Origin of the sequence: Vibrio tasmaniensis, from assembly GCF_024347635.1 — a bacterium.
Classification (GTDB): Bacteria; Pseudomonadota; Gammaproteobacteria; order Enterobacterales; family Vibrionaceae; genus Vibrio; species Vibrio tasmaniensis.
This window is the reverse complement of sequence record NZ_AP025510.1, coordinates 1,559,098-1,575,906: the sequence shown is the minus strand read 5'-3', so window position 1 is coordinate 1,575,906 and position 16,809 is coordinate 1,559,098. Positions and strand designations below refer to the sequence as shown.

Annotated in this window: 18 protein-coding genes and 1 pseudogene; 6 read left to right on the top strand and 13 right to left on the bottom strand. The window is 43.2% G+C overall.

Going from position 1 to position 16,809, the window contains the following annotated elements; genetic code table 11:
* Window positions 1-5: 5 nt before the first annotated feature.
* From OCV44_RS07275 to OCV44_RS07255, 5 genes are all read left to right on the top strand, one after another.
* Window positions 6-665 carry a sugar transferase gene (locus OCV44_RS07275; RefSeq protein WP_139683939.1) on the top strand — a complete coding sequence of 220 codons (660 nt, stop codon included), beginning with the start codon at window positions 6-8 and terminating at the stop codon, window positions 663-665.
* A 216-nt stretch (window positions 666-881) separates the two neighbouring features.
* The gene (locus OCV44_RS07270) at window positions 882-1,760 is read left to right on the top strand and encodes a LysR family transcriptional regulator (protein ID WP_139683940.1); all 879 of its coding nucleotides are present in this window, start codon (window positions 882-884) and stop codon (window positions 1,758-1,760) included.
* 99 nt (window positions 1,761-1,859) lie between these two features.
* Entirely contained in the window at window positions 1,860-2,993 is a 1,134-nt protein-coding gene (locus tag OCV44_RS07265; RefSeq protein WP_139683941.1) for an efflux RND transporter periplasmic adaptor subunit, read from the top strand.
* A 10-nt stretch (window positions 2,994-3,003) separates the two neighbouring features.
* The gene (locus OCV44_RS07260) at window positions 3,004-6,123 is read left to right on the top strand and encodes an efflux RND transporter permease subunit (RefSeq protein ID WP_211349753.1); all 3,120 of its coding nucleotides are present in this window, start codon (window positions 3,004-3,006) and stop codon (window positions 6,121-6,123) included.
* 2 nt (window positions 6,124-6,125) lie between these two features.
* Window positions 6,126-7,634 (top strand): efflux transporter outer membrane subunit, encoded by a 1,509-nt coding sequence (locus OCV44_RS07255; protein ID WP_139683943.1) that lies wholly within the window; start codon window positions 6,126-6,128, stop codon window positions 7,632-7,634.
* 100 nt (window positions 7,635-7,734) lie between these two features.
* On the opposite strand, the gene OCV44_RS07250 is transcribed toward OCV44_RS07255, so the two are convergent.
* The 6 genes from OCV44_RS07250 to OCV44_RS07225 form a co-directional block, all read right to left on the bottom strand.
* Window positions 7,735-8,067: a YnfA family protein gene (locus OCV44_RS07250; protein WP_122081539.1), complete on the bottom strand. Its 333-nt coding sequence runs from the start codon at window positions 8,065-8,067 to the stop codon at window positions 7,735-7,737.
* Between the two features lie 89 nt (window positions 8,068-8,156).
* A complete protein-coding gene (locus OCV44_RS07245; protein WP_139683944.1) occupies window positions 8,157-8,438 on the bottom strand; it encodes a hypothetical protein in 282 nt (93 codons plus the stop codon).
* 148 nt (window positions 8,439-8,586) lie between these two features.
* Complete coding sequence (locus OCV44_RS07240) at window positions 8,587-8,991, bottom strand: DUF1801 domain-containing protein (RefSeq protein ID WP_139683945.1); 405 nt, start codon at window positions 8,989-8,991, stop codon at window positions 8,587-8,589.
* Between the two features lie 104 nt (window positions 8,992-9,095).
* Window positions 9,096-9,548, bottom strand: a complete 453-nt coding sequence (locus OCV44_RS07235; protein ID WP_139683946.1) for a hypothetical protein — start codon at window positions 9,546-9,548, stop codon at window positions 9,096-9,098.
* Between the two features lie 215 nt (window positions 9,549-9,763).
* Window positions 9,764-10,312, bottom strand: coding sequence for a GNAT family N-acetyltransferase (locus tag OCV44_RS07230; protein WP_139683947.1), 549 nt, complete (start codon window positions 10,310-10,312; stop codon window positions 9,764-9,766).
* A gap of 139 nt (window positions 10,313-10,451) precedes the next feature.
* A complete protein-coding gene (locus OCV44_RS07225) occupies window positions 10,452-10,790 on the bottom strand; it encodes a hypothetical protein (RefSeq protein ID WP_102423905.1) in 339 nt (112 codons plus the stop codon).
* 235 nt (window positions 10,791-11,025) lie between these two features.
* Here OCV44_RS07225 and OCV44_RS07215 point away from each other — a divergent pair.
* A pseudogene (locus OCV44_RS07215) lies at window positions 11,026-11,304 on the top strand (transposase); the annotation flags it as partial.
* Between the two features lie 28 nt (window positions 11,305-11,332).
* Here the strand turns inward: OCV44_RS07215 and OCV44_RS07210 are convergent.
* The 7 genes from OCV44_RS07210 to OCV44_RS07180 form a co-directional block, all read right to left on the bottom strand.
* Window positions 11,333-11,692, bottom strand: coding sequence for a hypothetical protein (locus tag OCV44_RS07210; RefSeq protein WP_139683948.1), 360 nt, complete (start codon window positions 11,690-11,692; stop codon window positions 11,333-11,335).
* A gap of 150 nt (window positions 11,693-11,842) precedes the next feature.
* Window positions 11,843-12,484, bottom strand: a complete 642-nt coding sequence (locus OCV44_RS07205; protein WP_139683949.1) for a hypothetical protein — start codon at window positions 12,482-12,484, stop codon at window positions 11,843-11,845.
* 48 nt (window positions 12,485-12,532) lie between these two features.
* Window positions 12,533-13,474, bottom strand: coding sequence for a hypothetical protein (locus OCV44_RS07200; protein ID WP_139683950.1), 942 nt, complete (start codon window positions 13,472-13,474; stop codon window positions 12,533-12,535).
* Window positions 13,475-13,621: 147 nt separating this feature from the next.
* Entirely contained in the window at window positions 13,622-14,326 is a 705-nt protein-coding gene (locus tag OCV44_RS07195; RefSeq protein ID WP_139683951.1) for a hypothetical protein, read from the bottom strand.
* A gap of 325 nt (window positions 14,327-14,651) precedes the next feature.
* Complete coding sequence (gene artM, locus OCV44_RS07190) at window positions 14,652-15,320, bottom strand: arginine ABC transporter permease ArtM (protein ID WP_139683952.1); 669 nt, start codon at window positions 15,318-15,320, stop codon at window positions 14,652-14,654.
* On the bottom strand, window positions 15,317-16,003 hold the full coding sequence (gene artQ, locus OCV44_RS07185; RefSeq protein ID WP_009846801.1) for an arginine ABC transporter permease ArtQ: 687 nt from the start codon (window positions 16,001-16,003) through the stop codon (window positions 15,317-15,319). The genes artM and artQ overlap by 4 nt, the downstream gene beginning before the upstream one ends.
* 3 nt (window positions 16,004-16,006) lie before the next feature.
* Window positions 16,007-16,750 (bottom strand): lysine/arginine/ornithine ABC transporter substrate-binding protein, encoded by a 744-nt coding sequence (locus OCV44_RS07180; RefSeq protein ID WP_139683953.1) that lies wholly within the window; start codon window positions 16,748-16,750, stop codon window positions 16,007-16,009.
* Window positions 16,751-16,809: the final 59 nt, after the last annotated feature.

Here is a 16,809-nt window from a genome sequence, read left to right as displayed (position 1 = left end):
TTATTATGATGAACATTGAACAGCTATCTACCCAAAACCTATACCAATACAAGATTTCACGTGCCAAACGTACTTTCGATTTCGTTAGCTCATTGATTGTCTTGGTTTTGTTAGCGCCAATATTTCCGTTGATTGCGATGGCGATTGCACTTACATCTCGAGGCCCTATTTTCTACCGCCAATTGCGTGTCGGTAAATCTACGCCGGAGAAAATGGCAATCTTTGAGATCATGAAGTTCCGTAGCATGTACGAAGATGCAGAAACGCGTTCTGGCGCAGTTTGGGCTACAGCGAATGATCCACGAATCACACCCGTTGGCCGCTTTTTGAGAAAGACACGTCTTGATGAGCTCCCACAGCTGTTCAATGTATTGAAAGGTGAAATGTCTCTAATTGGCCCACGCCCTGAACGCCCTACTTTTTACACCAAATTAGAGAACGAAATCCCTTACTTTGCTGACCGTACCTACGGCGTAATGCCTGGTATTACGGGGCTTGCACAAGTGAATCAAGGCTATGATACCTGTATTGATGATGTACGTCGTAAAGTCGGCTTCGACCACAGTTACGCATTAAGTCTATGTTCTGTTAAGTCTTGGATTGCTGCTGATCTTGCCATCATTTCTAAAACAATCATCGTAATGGTCGATGGCCGAGGTCGCTAAGCCAGTATGGTCTAAGGTGAGAGAACAAGCTGCTAAGTCCAACGTCAAAAATAGAGCAGTCTGCCTAATGTGAACACAAAGCCAGCTTTGATAATGATTTATCAGCTGGCTTTTTGCTGCCTCAAAAAAAGCCAAAATCAAGAACGCTTCGATTTTAAAATCCAATTGGTATACGATGCCAGCATACTGTTCTAAAAACGATTAAATGCCGTTGTTATGAAAATCGAAGATCTTAAGTTATTTACCACTGTCGTCGAGCTGGGTAGTTTTACTGCCGCCGCCAACGCACTTGACCTTCCCCGTGCTAATGTTAGCCGTAGAATTAATGACCTTGAGAAGTCTCTCGGCATTCAACTGTTCTTTAGAACCACACGAAGCCTCTCCTTAACCAAATCTGGCGAGTTGTATTACAAAGAACTACTCAATGCATTAAGTGCGCTCGACAAAGCGAACTATGTCGCTTCCAACCTTTCAGAAGTTGCACACGGGCAAATTAAGATTGGTCTATTGCCTGAAACCAGCGACATCATGCAGTCGACTCTGTTTAAATTCCAAGATATGTACCCTAAGGTTGAGCTCGATATTCGCAATATTAGCAATGGCTTTGTCGACATGTACCGTCAAGGGTTAGACCTCGCGATGCATGGTGGTACGTTGAGTGACGCTAACGTGGTTGCCCGTAAAGTGATGGTTCTACAACGTATTTTTGTCGCGAGCCCTGAATTTCTAAAGAAACAAGGTACGCCCTCAAACCTAAGAGAACTCACCAATTACCCATTTGTTTGCTTTAGGTGGCCAAGTGGCGACATCGATAAACAATGGGACATCAAAGATCACACCATCAAAGTTGAACCTTCGGTTGTGAGCGACAGCATTGGCTTCGTGAAAGGCGGCGTAATTCGACATCGAGGCATCGCGTTGTTACCAGAACTATTGGTACGACAGCAACTCAAAGACGGTTCCTTGATTAACCTGTTCCCCGACGAGGATCTTCAAAAAGAAGAAGCATGGCTGCTCTACCCTCAACGTAAAGCATTAAGCCATTCAGCGCAGCTTTTGATTGATTTTTTATTACAAGAACTTCCAAAATTATAGTTATTGTAACGAATAATGTGACAGTGTTTCACGTGTAGACTAGATTATCTAAACAAGACTGAAAGATAGAATTACTCCATAAATTGACAGGAGTAATCCATGAAGCCTATATCTCAACATTCATCTATTTTTCAGCGTTCGTCGATATTTCAACAGACGCCTATTTTCAAATATACAGTCATTGCACTAAGCCTAACCGCCCTGTTTGGTTGTAATACCTCAGAGGCGACAGCGCCTCAAAAACAAACGCGACCGATTCAAGTGATCCAACTTGAGCCTCTTTCTCATCAGATTGAAAAATCCTTCACGGGTAAATTGCAATCATCAGAAACGGCTGGCGTCGCGTTTCGTGTGCCTGGCACCATTAAAAATATGATGGTTTCGGTTGGTGATTCCGTCAAGAAAGGTCAACCTCTCGCGCAGTTAGACCCTCATGATTATCAAGTCGCACTAGAAGAGTTACAAGCACGAGCTCTTGAAGCGAAATCTGCACACAAATTAGCGACATCCGAGCTTGTCCGAGTAAAACAAGCCATTGCCGACAACGCGATTGCCGACGTAAATCTAGACCGTGCAATCAGCGGTTACGAGAGAAGTGAAGCGGCAGTTAAAGTCGTAGAACAGAATATACGCCGTGCGCAAGATTCGATTCGTTATACCCAATTGCTCGCCCCTTTCGATGGTGTGGTTGCTGCATCAAATTTCGACCAGTACGAACAAGTACTGCCGGGCATCTCGGTGTTCACGATTCACAATCCCAATCAGCTTGAAGTTAAAATCCAAGTACCAGAAAACTTGATCCATCAATTCAAACCGAATCAAACGTCAGTTATTAGATGGTATGGTTCAGAGACTAAATTGACGGGTTACGCGGCCGAAATTGCCACGTCACCTCACCCTATCAAACAAACCTACTCAGTTACCTTCCATGTAGACACAATCGATAAATCGGTATTACCGGGTAAAGCGGTCACACTGACGACTGAACTTGGCGAAGTCAGTAACAATCATTGCTTGCCATATTCCGCGCTGGTGAATCAAACAGGTATTGAGCAAGTGTTCACGGTTAAGAACGAACAAGCTCATGGCGTGACTGTTGACGTGGTTTCGATGTCCCAAAATACCGTATGTGTTGAATCAACACTCAACGATGGCGATTTCGTCGTGGTGAGTGGTGCTCAGTACGTCATGGAAGGCCAACACTTCTCCGATATTCAAGTTAAGAGTCTGTAGGTCAATCATGATGAATCTAGCTGATTTCGCCATCAAACAACGTACCTTCATCCTGTTTTTCACTGCATTGAGTGTCATCGCAGGCCTATTTTCTTACTTTGATCTTGGCAAGCTCGAAGACCCAAGCTTTACCATCAAAACGGCCGTCGTAGTAACGCTCTATCCCGGCGCTTCTGCTGAAGAAGTTGAACAACAAGTAACGGACACCGTCGAGACCAAGCTTCAAGAAATGGCGTCATTAAACCGACTTCGTTCACTTTCTCGCCCCGGTATGTCGATGGTATTTGTTGACTTGAAAGAGTCATTAAACTCAAAACAACTGCCACAAGAGTGGGACTTACTGCGCCGAAAAGTTTCTGACGTGAAGCTATTACTGCCCTCGACTGCCCAGATAAGTGTCGTACAAGATGAGTTCTCTGAAGTGTATGGCATGCTTTTTTCAATACACAGTGATGCTGCATCACCAGTTGAGCTTCGCCGCTTTGCAGAAGAGTTACAACGACGCATTAAAACCGTTGATGGGATTAAGAAAGTCGAGTTACACGGTGTTCAACCTCGCGTCGTTCATATTGATATTCCAGATGAAAGACTGGCACAATACGGCCTGTCTATGGCACAGGTATGGAGCCAACTAAACACCCAAAACACCACATTTGATGCCGGTAAATTTGCCGCAGGTAGCGAGCGAATTCGAGTTCAGCAGTCGAGTGAATTTTCGTCGTTGGATGACATCAAAAACCTGATGATCAAAGGTGGCGTCAGTGAATTAGGAACCAGCTTAATCCGCTTAGGCGATATTGCAGACGTCACAATGGGCTACCAAGAGCCAATGGTGACAGAGAACCGTTACAACGGTGTACCTGCAGTCACATTAGCGATGAGCCCAGTCACCGGCGTTAACGTGGTATCACTTGGTGATGAAATCAATCAAATCGTCAGCGATTTTCAAGCGACTTTGCCATTGGGCGTTGACATCGCAACGGTAGCTAACCAGCCGGAAGAAGTTCAAAAATCAATCGACAACTTCGTAAGCAACTTGCTAGAGAGTGTCGCGATTGTATTCATTGTCCTGTCCATATTCATGGGGTTAAAAAGCGCAACTATTGTCGGCTCAAGCTTGCTGCTGACTATCTTGCTGACCCTTATCTACATGAACATGACTTCGATTGATTTACACCGAGTTTCACTAGGAACGTTCATTCTTGCGCTTGGCATGTTGGTGGATAACGCCATTGTCATCACCGATATGATGATTGTGAAAATAAACAAAGGCATCGACCGAACTAAAGCCGCTATTGACTCTGTTAAAGAGACAGCAACACCACTCTTTGGCGCGACAGTTATCGCTATCATGGGTGCAAGCCCTGTTATCTTTTCAAAAACGGATGCTGCTGAGTTCGCTAGCTCAGTATTCCTTATCATCGCCTCTTCACTATTACTGTCATGGCTAGTCGCAATGACGTTCACAGCCTTGATGTGTTGGTTCTTTATCAAGCCAACTAAGCAAGCTGACGACACCAAAGTGAGCTTATACCGTAAAAGCGTAAACTGGACAGTAGATAACCCACTTAAAGCACTTACGGGGCTTATTCCGCTGATTTTAGTGACGGCACTGGCTATCCCAAACATTGCCGTCAACTTTATTCCACAAGCCGACAGACCTATTCTGTTCCTAGATTACTGGCTACCAAATGGAGCCAAGGTTGAACAAACCTCAGAGGATATTAAACGCATCGAGCAATGGTTGTTAGAGCAGCCAGAAGTCGACAGTATTTCAACGTATGTTGGCGCCGGCGCTCCACGTTTCTCAGTAACCATTGAGCCAGAACCGTTTGACCCGGCTTACGGTCAGATATTAATTAACGCGACCGATTTCCCGTCACTCAGCCCGTTGATTGCACGTGGTGATAAATGGTTAATGGAAGAGTTTCCAAATGCAGACCCTCGCTTTATAAGCTTAAAATTGGCGACGGCGGATAAATTCAGTGTTGAAGCGCGTTTCTCCGGCCCAGATGTCGAGGTGCTTCACGGATTAGCAGAGCAAGCGAAAGCTATCTTTGCTCAACACCCAGACACCAAGTACGTTCGTGACGACTGGCGTCAAAAGAGCAAAGTGTTAGAACCGGTCATCAACCAAGACAAGATGCGCCTTGCAGGCATTAACCGTGCAGATATTGCATTCGCGATGAAACGCGTATCAGAAGGCATGCCGCTGGGTCGTATGAACTTAAACGACGAACTGGTGACAATTCAACTGCGAGGTACAGAAAGCTCTATTCAATCGCTAGAAACTTTGCCGGTTCGCTCTTTGTTGGGCATCCACAGCGTTCCACTTGGTCAAGTCATCGATGGATTTGAGCTTACCAGTGAAGAGACCATGATCTGGCGTCGTGACCGAGTGAAAACCATCACTGCACAAGCTGGCGTTGGTCGGTACACCACACCGGCAGCAGTAAGAAACTCCGTTAAAGAGCAAATTGAATCGATCTACCTTCCACACGGTTACCACTTGGAATGGGGTGGCGAATATTACGACGAGCACAAAGCCGTCAGCGATATTCTTAAGCAGCTACCTAAAGCAATGTTGTTAATGGTAATTATCCTGGTTGCGATGTTTAACGGCTTCAAACAGCCAGTGATTATCTTCACCACCCTACCGCTTGCGGCAACGGGTGCAACATTCAGCTTGTTACTGCTGGATAAACCGTTCGGCTTCATGGCGCTGATTGGCGCGGTAACCTTGACCGGTATGATCATCAAGAACGGTATTGTATTGATGGACCAAATTGAACTTGAACGTAAAAACGGTCGCTCACTATCTGATGCTATCAAAGAAGCAACCGTTAACCGTACTATGGCGATCTCAATGGGCGCACTCACCACAGCACTAGGCATGATCCCGCTGCTAAGTGACCTACTGTTTGACCAAATGGCGGCAACCATTATCGGTGGCTTGGCTGCAGCAACGGTATTGTCTTTGTTTGTAATGCCTGCGCTCTACAAGCTTTTCTATCGAACCGAAGAAAAGAAGACGGTATCAGAAGCCATCAAAGACGCCGTGATCGTGCTTGATGCAGCACCTCAGACTACAAACAGCGGCACTCCAACCTCATTCAACAAGGAGCACTAAACATGTATCCATTAACGAAGTTTAAAGTGGCTCCTATTGCCCTCGCCTTGTTGCTGACAGGTTGTGCGGTTGGCCCCGATTACGAACAACCACAAACGACCATGGCTGAGACCTTCTTATATAGCCAAGGTGATGTGAACCAAAGCGGCGTGAGCCAAAATGAAGAGCACAACCATTGGTGGACACAGTTCAATGATCCTACGCTCAATCACTTAGTAGCCGATGTTCAAAGCCAGAACATCCCACTTAAACTGGCGGCTGAACGAATCAGCATGGCGAACTCGTACAAGAGTGTTGTTGAATCTTTCAAAGTGCCTACAGTGAATGTCGGCGGTGGTTACTACAACTATCAGTTGAGTGAGAACGACTCCCTACTTGGCCCTGTATTTGGCGCGTCTGATGCGGTTGAGTCAGCAACGGGCATGTCGTTATTGGAAGCCCAACACGATGGTGGATTCTTAGGTGCAAGCATCGCATGGGAAATGGATTTGTTTGGACGTATCGATAAGCAATCCAACGCGGCGACGATTCGAGTTGAACAAGCCGAGATATTCCAATCGGGTTTGAACACCTTGATTACTGCCGATGTCATTCACAACTACCTGCAATATCGTGGTGCTCAAGAGCGAAAAGCGATCGCACTAGAGAACATTGCCGACCAAAAGCAAACCTTGGAATTGGTCACCAAAGTGGTTCGAAGTGGTTATGGCTCAGAGTTAGATCTTGCTCAAGCCAAAGCCATGCTTGCCGCGACTGAATCCATTGTTCCTCAACTCGAAATAGCAGAACAAGTCCACAAACAACGTATGGCGGTGCTGTTAGGTGAATCACTCACGAGCGTAAACCAACGTTTAGTCGGTGAATTCACCCTTCCGAGAATGAACGATGTGATTCCGACAGGCTTACCTTCTGACTTGTTAGAACAACGCCCAGACATCCGAATTGCAGAGCGAGAAATGGCAGCCATTAACGAGGAACTTGGTGCAAGCATTGCCAATCGCTATCCAAAGTTCTTCCTAACGGGTACGCCAGGTGTGACGGCAGGAAGTTTTGATGATCTGTTCAGCAGTGACTCATTCGGGTGGGCGGCATCTGCCGGTATCAGTTGGAATGTGTTCGATGGCGGACGCGGCGAAGCCATGGTGGAAATGAACGAAGCAAGGTTTCGTTCTGCAGCGCTTAATTACCAACATTCAGTAGATAGCGCCTTTGCAGAAGTCGATTCAAGCTTGTTTGCCTATGGTCGTAGCCAAGAAAACCAAAAGCGTATCGATGAAGCCACCCTCGCCGTCGATAACGCTGTAAGCAAAGCCAAGTCGCTCTATAAAGCAGGCCTAGTCGATTACTTGTCGGTGCTAGACGCACAAAGACAACAAAAAGCGATGCAAGATCGACAAGTAGCCGCCAAGCTTCAAACCGCCAATACCACGATTGCGGTGTATAAAGCGTTAGGTGGCGATTGGAAAGTCGCTAATGAAACGCAGAGTGTAGAATTAGCCCACGTTAACTAGGCTTGCTGCTTTCTGTTGTTTGTTTTGTTCTGTGCTGAATGAGGTAATAAGCATAATAAAAAATACCGCCGTTGATTACGGCGGTATTTTTATGAATTCGTTACGCGTTTCGGGGGCCAAACATAATAATCGCCATACCGAGTAGTGCTACTGATCCACCGACCAGATCCCACGTTGTCGGCTTTTCGCCATCAACAAGCCACAGCCATATCAGGGCAACAGAAATATACACACCGCCATAGGCCGCATAAACACGCCCTGTCGCGGTAGGATGAAGCGTCAATAACCAAGCAAACAATGCGAGGCTTATCGCAGCAGGAATCAATAACCAAATGCTCTTGTCTTCTCTCAACCAAAGATAAGGTAGATAACACCCTACAATCTCGGCGACCGCCGTAAGTACAAAAAGACCGATCGTTTTAAATTCAATCACAACTTACCTTTACCGATTTACTAATCAAGCTAACAGAAATAAGAATTGCCTTAAAACAGAGACTCAGAGTCAAAGTTAGATATTCAAAACTAAAGAACCGTCACGCCTTCAACTTCAATCACTGAGTTAACATTCGCTCTCTCGATTATCTTGAGTAACGTTGTTTGGATTAGCTCATTATCTCGAATTTCTGTTTCGCAAGAGAAACGCTCCTCTTGAACACCATCGCTCTCACCCAACATAAATTGAACCGCAACTTCCGTTGCGAGATCTTTGGTCGTTCCGTAATACGCTAGCGTGATTTTTGGGTATCCGTTGTCGCCTTTTTTAACCTTCTTTGCGATGCGTTTTTTAGCTTTATCTAAATTCATACAACTTCCTTTAAGACTGAAATACACGACTTGATATACAAAGTGACTAAAACACCTTTTTACACGGTAAGCAATACAATCAGCGTTTGTTAGTGATAACTAGAGCACAGAAAACTGGTTTAAGAAATATAATGACTGCACGTAACAACTACGCACCAAGAAGCGGTAGATGCTTTCGCTGTTGATAAGTTAAGGCCAGCTCTAAGCAATGCTTAATTGGTACCTTTGGAAGTGGTTCAGTTAGGTTCAATACGATTGCCCTATTGCCTTGAAATGCCAACGTGCCGTCGTGCAATTCTCTGAACGTGTCGACTAGCTTCGTTTGACAGTTAAAGAACAAGTAATAGTTGCTTGGCGATTTCAATTTCCAGTCGATTCGAATGGGGCTGCCCGTTCTAACGCTGTAACTTGGCTCGCCCCATTTCATAGACTCTTCGACTTCACCTAAACCTAAATCAGAGGAAAGCTCAAAGATTAACGACCGTAACTCTTCAAGCCGAACTCGAACATCATCGGGGTACTCGTCGAAATGTGTTTTGATTGATTTGTCCATCGAACCTCCGATTGACTTATTGCGATATTAAAGTGCCGCTAACTTAAACCATAAAGCCTTAAACATTAGTCCGACTTTAAACAAAAAGTGCCAAGCCTTATAAATCACTTTTGAGTTATCTGTTCGCTAGCAGCTTTCAAGGCCGCCTTTAAACCGTCTATATCCTTACAACCAATGTAAACGTGCTTTCCATTGCTTAAATTTAATTTCAGCGCTGAACCTATTGAAGCATTATACAACCAACCATCGCTCAACATGCGGATGCCAATACCTTGATACCACTTGCTTTGATAGAACGATGTCTCCGTGATGTCTGACACTTCAACATTCTTACGCCAAAAACCAAAACCAAAGTACCAGCTCAATGCATTGCCTTTGACCTCAATTGTCATAGAGAAAAAGAGCAAAGCAATTAACCCGTTGATGGCGTGAGCGATGAATGTTCCGGAGTTATTATCAGACGTAACGACAATGAAAGCACTTATCGAAACAAGGATCAGCAGCAACCCCTTGTTGTATTCCTTACTATAAAACACAGTTATAACTCCTATAGACAACGAACAACCAATTACCTAGCCAACAGTTATCTTACTGCGGCCTTTCTAAATAATCGTGGCAAGTAATGAAGGCAGACTCCCCAAACCATGTAGCATCACCTTGATACTACCGAACCAAAGTATCAAAGTATCAAAGTATCAAAGTATCAAAGTATCAAAGCAGAATAACCTCGTTCTGAATCGGAGCCTTGTTTGTAAAACACATCGAATCTAGATTAGCCACTTGGCAATGCCTTGACCCATTCGGTTCGCAGGACAGCCAGAACGACGGTATCCCACCACCGCCCTTTGAAAAAACGATGCTCTCTAAAATGTGCTTCTTGGCGCATACCTAAAGACTTACAGAGCTTAATGGCAGGTAAATTCTTACTGATTGTCTCTGCAAAAATGCGGTGTACGCCCAATGTTGAAAAACCAAAATCAGCCAAAGCAAGAGCCGCTTCATGGCTTAACTTATTACCTTGAGATAATCTTGAAAACGCACATCCCATTGAAGCTTGCTGATTGTCTTCTAGACGCAAACAAACAGTGCCAATGAACTGGCCAGTGCTCTTGTCTTCAACAGCGAGTTGATATGATTTCCTTGGTTCTTCAGAAGCCTGAGCTATAAACAAGTTGGTTAACTCTTTATATTTAACAGGGTCACAGTCACTTTCATCATAAAAACGCTGATATTTAGCGTCTTGAGACATCGCCACGAAGGCTCTTTCATCGCTAGGGTTCATATCCCTAATAATCAGCCGCTTTGTCTCAATTTTAAACATCGAAAATTCCTTTTTCATCGTGAAGTAAAACCATAGTGCCCAATAATCCATATTGACCATGAATCTGACTCATCAAATCGCTAGTGTTCCCTCTAAGAGTTTACGTAACCCAACAGTCGAACAATTTGTTAGGTGATGGCTACGATAGCAGGCAATAAAGTAGTGGGAACAAACTAGCGATCAATAAGCTGTGCCCAACAGACGTACTCTCTAATTTTGTCACAATGGTTGATTTAGCAGACTCGTTTTCAATTAACGAACTAGCAGAAACGCCAGCCATGTTACTAGGGTCACTATATCCGACCTTATGACCGGAAAAAGACAAAAGTGAACCCAGAGCAAGAAGAATTAGCATTGAATAGAACGCATAATCACTAGAAAATGATAGTTTCAAATAGCCTGTGAAATACTCGAAAGTAACCACAATTAGTAGTGCTAATAAATTTGATAGCACTATCAACCTTACGAATTTAAACATATTCCCTCTTAGACCTATAGACACATAACGAATGACATGGATTCTCCCTTTAAAGGATTTACCACACTTATGTGGTACTTAATTGCACCGGAAGTACCACGTCTTATTATTCTTATTTCTGCGGTATCGACCTAGCTAAAAACCGCTTTAGTCTTCATGCCCTAGACCCAAATGGTAAGGTCATACTTCACAAGTCGGGAACCCGCTCTAAACTACAGAGTTCAATAGCAAATATGCACTCATTGGTGTCACTCCAATCACACGCGAAAGTAGACGCTACAAAGGTAAGCGCGTAATCCAAGGCGGTCGAGCGCAAGTACGCACTGCTTTGTATATGACAATGGTGTCATCCATCCAATGTAACCCAGTATTCAAAGAAACTTATGCTCAACTTTTAGCTGCCGGAAAATCTAAGAAAGTCGCAATAATTACGTGTGTTCGAAAGATGGTTGTGATCCTAAACTCTATGCTGAAAGATGGCGCCATGTGGAATGAAAGTACAGCCAAAAACTAATCATTGACGCCATAGTCGTTTGTTATATTTATTTTTCAACATCACTAAGGTAGTTAGTAATTAGATTACATCCAATTGATAAATTTATGGCTGGCAATATAAAAATCCAAACCCCAAAAATACCTAAAAGATCGACCCTGACATGGTGGTCTTGAATACCATCTAACGTTAACTGCTTTAAAGTAAATGACAACTCAGAGAAGTCAGACAAACCATAAGTCAGAGCAAAAAACGTCAATGCAGCCCAAAATATCAAAAGTGTACCAAGTGCCAAATTGTGTTCTCTTGTGAACTTTCTACATTTTGGAAAAATACACGCAGCACCTAATGGAGCCATTGTTAGCAATAAAACTAAGCTATTTAAAAAGTATATGATTATATATTCCATCGAAATTCCTAATAAGAAGCATAACGCCTGCATAACACGTTTGCTACGATACAGACCTACCTGAATTTTAACGCCTTAATCATTGAAACTAATGACAAACTGATAACGCCGAGTGTAGCAAATCTTGTCGATGCATTTGTTAGGCGAAATTTATCTACTTAGCTCATCAGCTTTTAAAAGTAGTCGAACCATTTTTACTGACATTGCAGATGTACCGTAAGTCAAAAACCAACCATCATCATCACCTAGCATCCCCACTACGTGATCAGGTAATAGTAATCTACGTCTAATTAAATCATGAGTGTACGAATAAACACCTTCAGCATCTATATCCTTAACTGGAAATGTTAGTAAACTTGCTTTATCTATAAAATGTCTTGGATAGGGACCATTATCTTTGATTACTGGTTGCTCTATAGCTGCTACCAAAAAATCAATCATATGATCGGTAATACCTACAACTCCATTGATAAAAATTTGTTGCTCCATAGCTGAGAATGAAAAGTCAGCATCTTTGCAATACAACAAGGCAATTGCCATTCTCACTCTTTTACTAGAGGTTTGAGTTATTGCATCAACATAGTTGGCCAATAATTCTTGGCCATCACTACTATCGATAGACTTATTTAATTCAATTTTTTCTTCTTCGCTCATTGACTCATAACGAGTTTCTACGCATTCAAAAAAACTTTCAACTCGTTCTTTCTGCCTTGTTTGATAAGCTGTGCAGAGTTTTTTATAAACGCTTGAGCCTACGGATAGAACTGTTTTAGATGAAACTAAATCTGTCATATTATTCTCACTATTTCGCCTAACGATTAGCCCGCCTTAAGCGCCTTGTTAGCCTTTTTCACAAAGGTGTATCCAAAGCTTTAGTTTTAGAGACTCAGTCATTGACCAAATATTGTGAACTAACCAAAAAAAGATTACTTCATGTGCTAAACACCTAACACGTTCCTTTGATTCTCCTGGGTAGGAATTAGGATTTGTCGAAAACAGAACGATTTGCGTTTTGTCGGTAGCAAACTTTTCATATTTCTCTGGCGACAATGGATCAGGATATTTTCCAGATTTTACTTGAACGCTACAAACTTCAGAACGTTTACTCACCATAGAGAATTCAAATGTTGGCTTACTTCTAAAGCACGTAGACTTGATCAAACGCCAACCTTCATCCTGTAAATACATTGCTACCATGTCTTCGACTTCATCCGGTGTCATGATCGAAAATAGTTCAAACATATCTATGTTTTTGAGCTTGTTGGATAAAACTTCTGAATCTATTTCTGGGCGCCAGTCAGGATTTACAGACAACCGTTCAAATATAATGTCGTTACAAGCCTTTTCTTTGGAGCTAATGTATATGCGTTGGATCATTCTCTGAGCGATAGTCCCTCTCTGAACTACACCTGAAACAAATACTTCAGGAACCTTTACCCATTCAGCTTTCCTTGCATGTCCCAAATCAAAACTAGAGAATTGTTCGTCAATTTCAGCACCCATTACTATTTCTTTTCTAGCTCGACACAAATAGTAATCCCCCTGCTGATGTAACCATATATGGTCCCCACAATTTACTTCCTCAAGTAGTTTGCGTGCAGCATATGGCCATCCACCAAATCGATTCGTCACCAAAAGCTTGGCTTCTTCTAAAGTGTTTGGTTGAGATTCTAGATAAGCTGCTGACCATCCAACTCCTAGTAATGATTTTTGTCTGCACAGTTCGAATGCATCAAACCCAGATTCACTATCCGGTTTTATGGACAGTTTCCATGTATTCATAAATTACTCCATGAAGGCTAACGATTAGCAAAGTGGCTAACAAACCTGCCACCTCGCTCAATTAAAACACCTTAAACACACAACTAAACCGAACTGAAAATGCCAAGTGTTTGTTAGTCCGTCTTAAGCGTCTTGTTAGGGCAATTGTTACAGAGTGATAACTTTAACGTTTCTCTTACTATTTTTGGTTTCACGCCAAACCTCAACCCTAAACTGGTCTATAGGCGGAGCAGGAGTTCTTGGCTGAGGATTGCGTGGCTGTTTAGGCTGTTGCTGAGGGTATGTTAACTCTTCTCCATTCGCGTCAATGAGCTTTAACTCCATTTGCTTTGGGATTACTGACGTCTGTTCCAAGGACTCTTTAAGGTCATTATAAAAATCAGGAGCCTCTTCTAGCTCCGCACCAAAAATAGATTCAGTTTCTTGCATTGCCATTTCGACTGTTAATTCACCACGCTGAACTTTGACAAAAAGGTTTTCTAAGCGAGCAAGAGACTCCCCTCGCTTTCGCAATTTGGGCTTAACTCGGCTAAGATCGAATGGTGAGCTAGCTCTTTCCCCAAGATAGTCCCCAATAGCCTTAACTTGATTATTTATAGTTTGCAGACCGGAGATAAATGAACCATATTGTGCGATACCAAAATATAAGACACTCGCAGTTGCAAGTATTTTACCTTTGGCTTTTATTGAACCCTCTTCAACCTCTAAAACAAGAGAGTAATCACTTAACTCTAAGTTTTTCCCAATATAAGATTCCCACTCATCAAAAAGCCGAGTCGAATAACTTTCAAAGTCCTCGCGAGGTAAGCTTGGCACTCCAATGTAAAAATCAACTGTACCGATATTTGCCATTTATATTCCTTACGCCAAACTAGAATTGCCCTAACAGTTCTTAGACAGAAAATTCTGCACTTAAATACAGAATTTCCCTATCTAGTTTCATATGGGCAGCACTCTAACACAATTAATCACAGCATTTCAGTGACTTAAAACATAGATAAGCTCATTGAATGATAAAATTCAGAATATTTACATATAGTATGATTTTAGCGAAAACCCTCCTGAACTGCATGTAACCACAGTATTCCCACTAATACCCCAAACACAAAAAAGCCTGCCATCTATGCGAACATAAATGGCAGGCTTTATACGTTAGTTAACCTTGTGAATTGCTAGCTTATGCCGCTTCGAATGCGAGGGCTTTCTTCTCTACTTGGCGGAAGATCAGTGTTAATACACCATTCACTGCTAGGTAGAATGCGCCAGCAATGCCGAACACGGTGAGTGTGTCGTAGGTTTGGCCATTGATACGCTGAGCGTAGCCCATCAAATCCATGATGGTGATGGTGCTTGCCAGTGACGTGCCTTTGAAGACTAGAATTACTTCGTTCGAGTAAGCTGGAACGGCGCGACGAAGAGCGTATGGCAGTAACACTTTAAGCGTTGCGATTTTATCCATGCCTAATGCGCGACATGCTTCCCACTGCCCTGCTGGAATGGCGTTGAATGCGCCTCTGAACAGTAGCGTGCTGTATGCCGCGGTGTTCAGTGCGAGTGCTAACATTGCACAGAACCAAGGTTGTCTTAACCAAGTCCATAGGAAGCTTTCACGAATCAAATCGAATTGACCCGGGCCGTAATACACCAAAAAGATCTGAACCAACAATGGTGTGCCGGTAAACAGCGTAATGATGCCACGTGTTAACCAGTGAATCGCCGGTATTCTTAGGATTAGCGTTACCGTCATCAACAAAGACAAAATACAACCAACAAACAATGAAGCGCCTGTGAGTTGAAGACTGGTCACTAAGCCTTCAAGCATTTGAGAGAGGTATTGTTGATTCATGCCATTGCCCCTTTGTTACCCAAACCTTGAATAGAAAACTTACCATCAATCACTTTTACTAATCTTTGTGTGATTAAAGTGATGACCAAATAGATTGCTGCTGCTGTCGCGTACCAAGTAAATGCTTCGTGCGTTGCCGCTGATGTTAATTGCGCTTGTTTCAATAGATCGGTTACGCCAATCAACGAAACCAGTGCTGTATCTTTCAATAACACTAACCATTGGTTGGTTAACCCTGGTAGAGCGTGTCTTACTGCTTGTGGCAATACGACTCTGAAGAAAGCACGAGATTGTGAAATACCAAGCGCACTTGCTGCTTCTCTCTGCCCTTTGCTTACTGCTTTCAACGCACCACGAATAGTTTGCGAAGCGTAAGAAGCAAAAATAAGTGACAGTGCAACAACACCAGATAAGAACGGGCTCACTTCTATGAAGTCGCCAGTGATCATGAACAGAACTTGTGTCGAACCAAAGTAGATAAACAGTACGACCAGAATTTCTGGTAAACCACGAACAATCGTCACAAATGCAGTCGTTGGCCATTTGATTGCAATACGACGAGACATCTCACCACTTGCAAACAAAACTGCTAGAACCAATCCAACCAATAGGCTTACGAACGCAAGCTGAACTGTCATCCAGCTTGCTTCGACGAGCCCTAAAGAGTAACCCGTTAATTCCATAAATTACTTACCGAAGTACTTGTTGAAGATCTTGTCGTATTCGCCGTTCGCTTTCACTGCTGCAAGTGCAACGTTCAGCTGGTCTACAAGTTCTTGGTTGCTCTTATTTACTGCGATACCAAAGCCGTTACCGAAGTACTCTTGGTTTTTTACTTGGTCGCCAACGTACGTTAGGTTGTCTTGCTTTTTGAACCATTCGGCTACTACTGCTGTGTCACCAAATACTGAATCGATACGACCGTTTTTCATGTCGATGAATGCATCTTGGTAGCTTGAGTAAGGAACCGCTGTTACGCCAGCCATTTGCTCAAGTAGGAAGCTTTGGTGAGTTGAACCGTTTTGAACACCAACACGCTTACCTTCTAGTGCTGCTTGGTCTGCAACTTTGCCTTCAATAGAGATGAATGCTGCTGAGTTGTCGTAGTAAGCGTTAGAGAAGTTTACTTGTTTAAGACGCGCTTCAGTGATGTCCATTGCCGAGATAGCCGCATCGTAACGTTTGAATTTAAGCGCTGGGATCAAGCTATCGAACGCTTGGTTGTGAAAAGTACAAGTTGCTTTCATCTCTTCACAAAGTGCGTTTGCTAGGTCTACGTCAAAACCTTGGATTTGGTTGTTCTCGTCCATGTATTCGAATGGTGCGTAAGTCGCTTCCATTGCGAATTTGATTTCATCTTGTGCCGATGCATTAACAGCCATGCCTGCAGAAGAAAGGCCGATAAGTGAAGCTAGTAGAATCTTTTTCATTTTGTTACTCCGAATACTGTTTGATAGCGGCCTGTGGCCATTCTTATAATTTGATTGTT

What these genes read in the sequence shown, in the direction of transcription:
- OCV44_RS07275 (WP_139683939.1), top strand. Translation starts at nt 6, where the DNA reads ATGATGAACATTGAACAGCTATCTACCCAAAACCTATACCAATACAAG.
- OCV44_RS07270 (WP_139683940.1), top strand. Translation starts at nt 882, where the DNA reads ATGAAAATCGAAGATCTTAAGTTATTTACCACTGTCGTCGAGCTGGGT.
- OCV44_RS07265 (WP_139683941.1), top strand. Translation starts at nt 1,860, where the DNA reads ATGAAGCCTATATCTCAACATTCATCTATTTTTCAGCGTTCGTCGATA.
- OCV44_RS07260 (WP_211349753.1), top strand. Translation starts at nt 3,004, where the DNA reads ATGAATCTAGCTGATTTCGCCATCAAACAACGTACCTTCATCCTGTTT.
- OCV44_RS07255 (WP_139683943.1), top strand. Translation starts at nt 6,126, where the DNA reads ATGTATCCATTAACGAAGTTTAAAGTGGCTCCTATTGCCCTCGCCTTG.
- OCV44_RS07245 (WP_139683944.1), bottom strand. Translation starts at nt 8,438, where the DNA reads ATGAATTTAGATAAAGCTAAAAAACGCATCGCAAAGAAGGTTAAAAAA.
- OCV44_RS07240 (WP_139683945.1), bottom strand. Translation starts at nt 8,991, where the DNA reads ATGGACAAATCAATCAAAACACATTTCGACGAGTACCCCGATGATGTT.
- OCV44_RS07230 (WP_139683947.1), bottom strand. Translation starts at nt 10,312, where the DNA reads ATGTTTAAAATTGAGACAAAGCGGCTGATTATTAGGGATATGAACCCT.
- OCV44_RS07225 (WP_102423905.1), bottom strand. Translation starts at nt 10,790, where the DNA reads ATGTTTAAATTCGTAAGGTTGATAGTGCTATCAAATTTATTAGCACTA.
- OCV44_RS07210 (WP_139683948.1), bottom strand. Translation starts at nt 11,692, where the DNA reads ATGGAATATATAATCATATACTTTTTAAATAGCTTAGTTTTATTGCTA.
- OCV44_RS07205 (WP_139683949.1), bottom strand. Translation starts at nt 12,484, where the DNA reads ATGACAGATTTAGTTTCATCTAAAACAGTTCTATCCGTAGGCTCAAGC.
- OCV44_RS07200 (WP_139683950.1), bottom strand. Translation starts at nt 13,474, where the DNA reads ATGAATACATGGAAACTGTCCATAAAACCGGATAGTGAATCTGGGTTT.
- OCV44_RS07195 (WP_139683951.1), bottom strand. Translation starts at nt 14,326, where the DNA reads ATGGCAAATATCGGTACAGTTGATTTTTACATTGGAGTGCCAAGCTTA.
- artM (WP_139683952.1), bottom strand. Translation starts at nt 15,320, where the DNA reads ATGAATCAACAATACCTCTCTCAAATGCTTGAAGGCTTAGTGACCAGT.
- artQ (WP_009846801.1), bottom strand. Translation starts at nt 16,003, where the DNA reads ATGGAATTAACGGGTTACTCTTTAGGGCTCGTCGAAGCAAGCTGGATG.
- OCV44_RS07180 (WP_139683953.1), bottom strand. Translation starts at nt 16,750, where the DNA reads ATGAAAAAGATTCTACTAGCTTCACTTATCGGCCTTTCTTCTGCAGGC.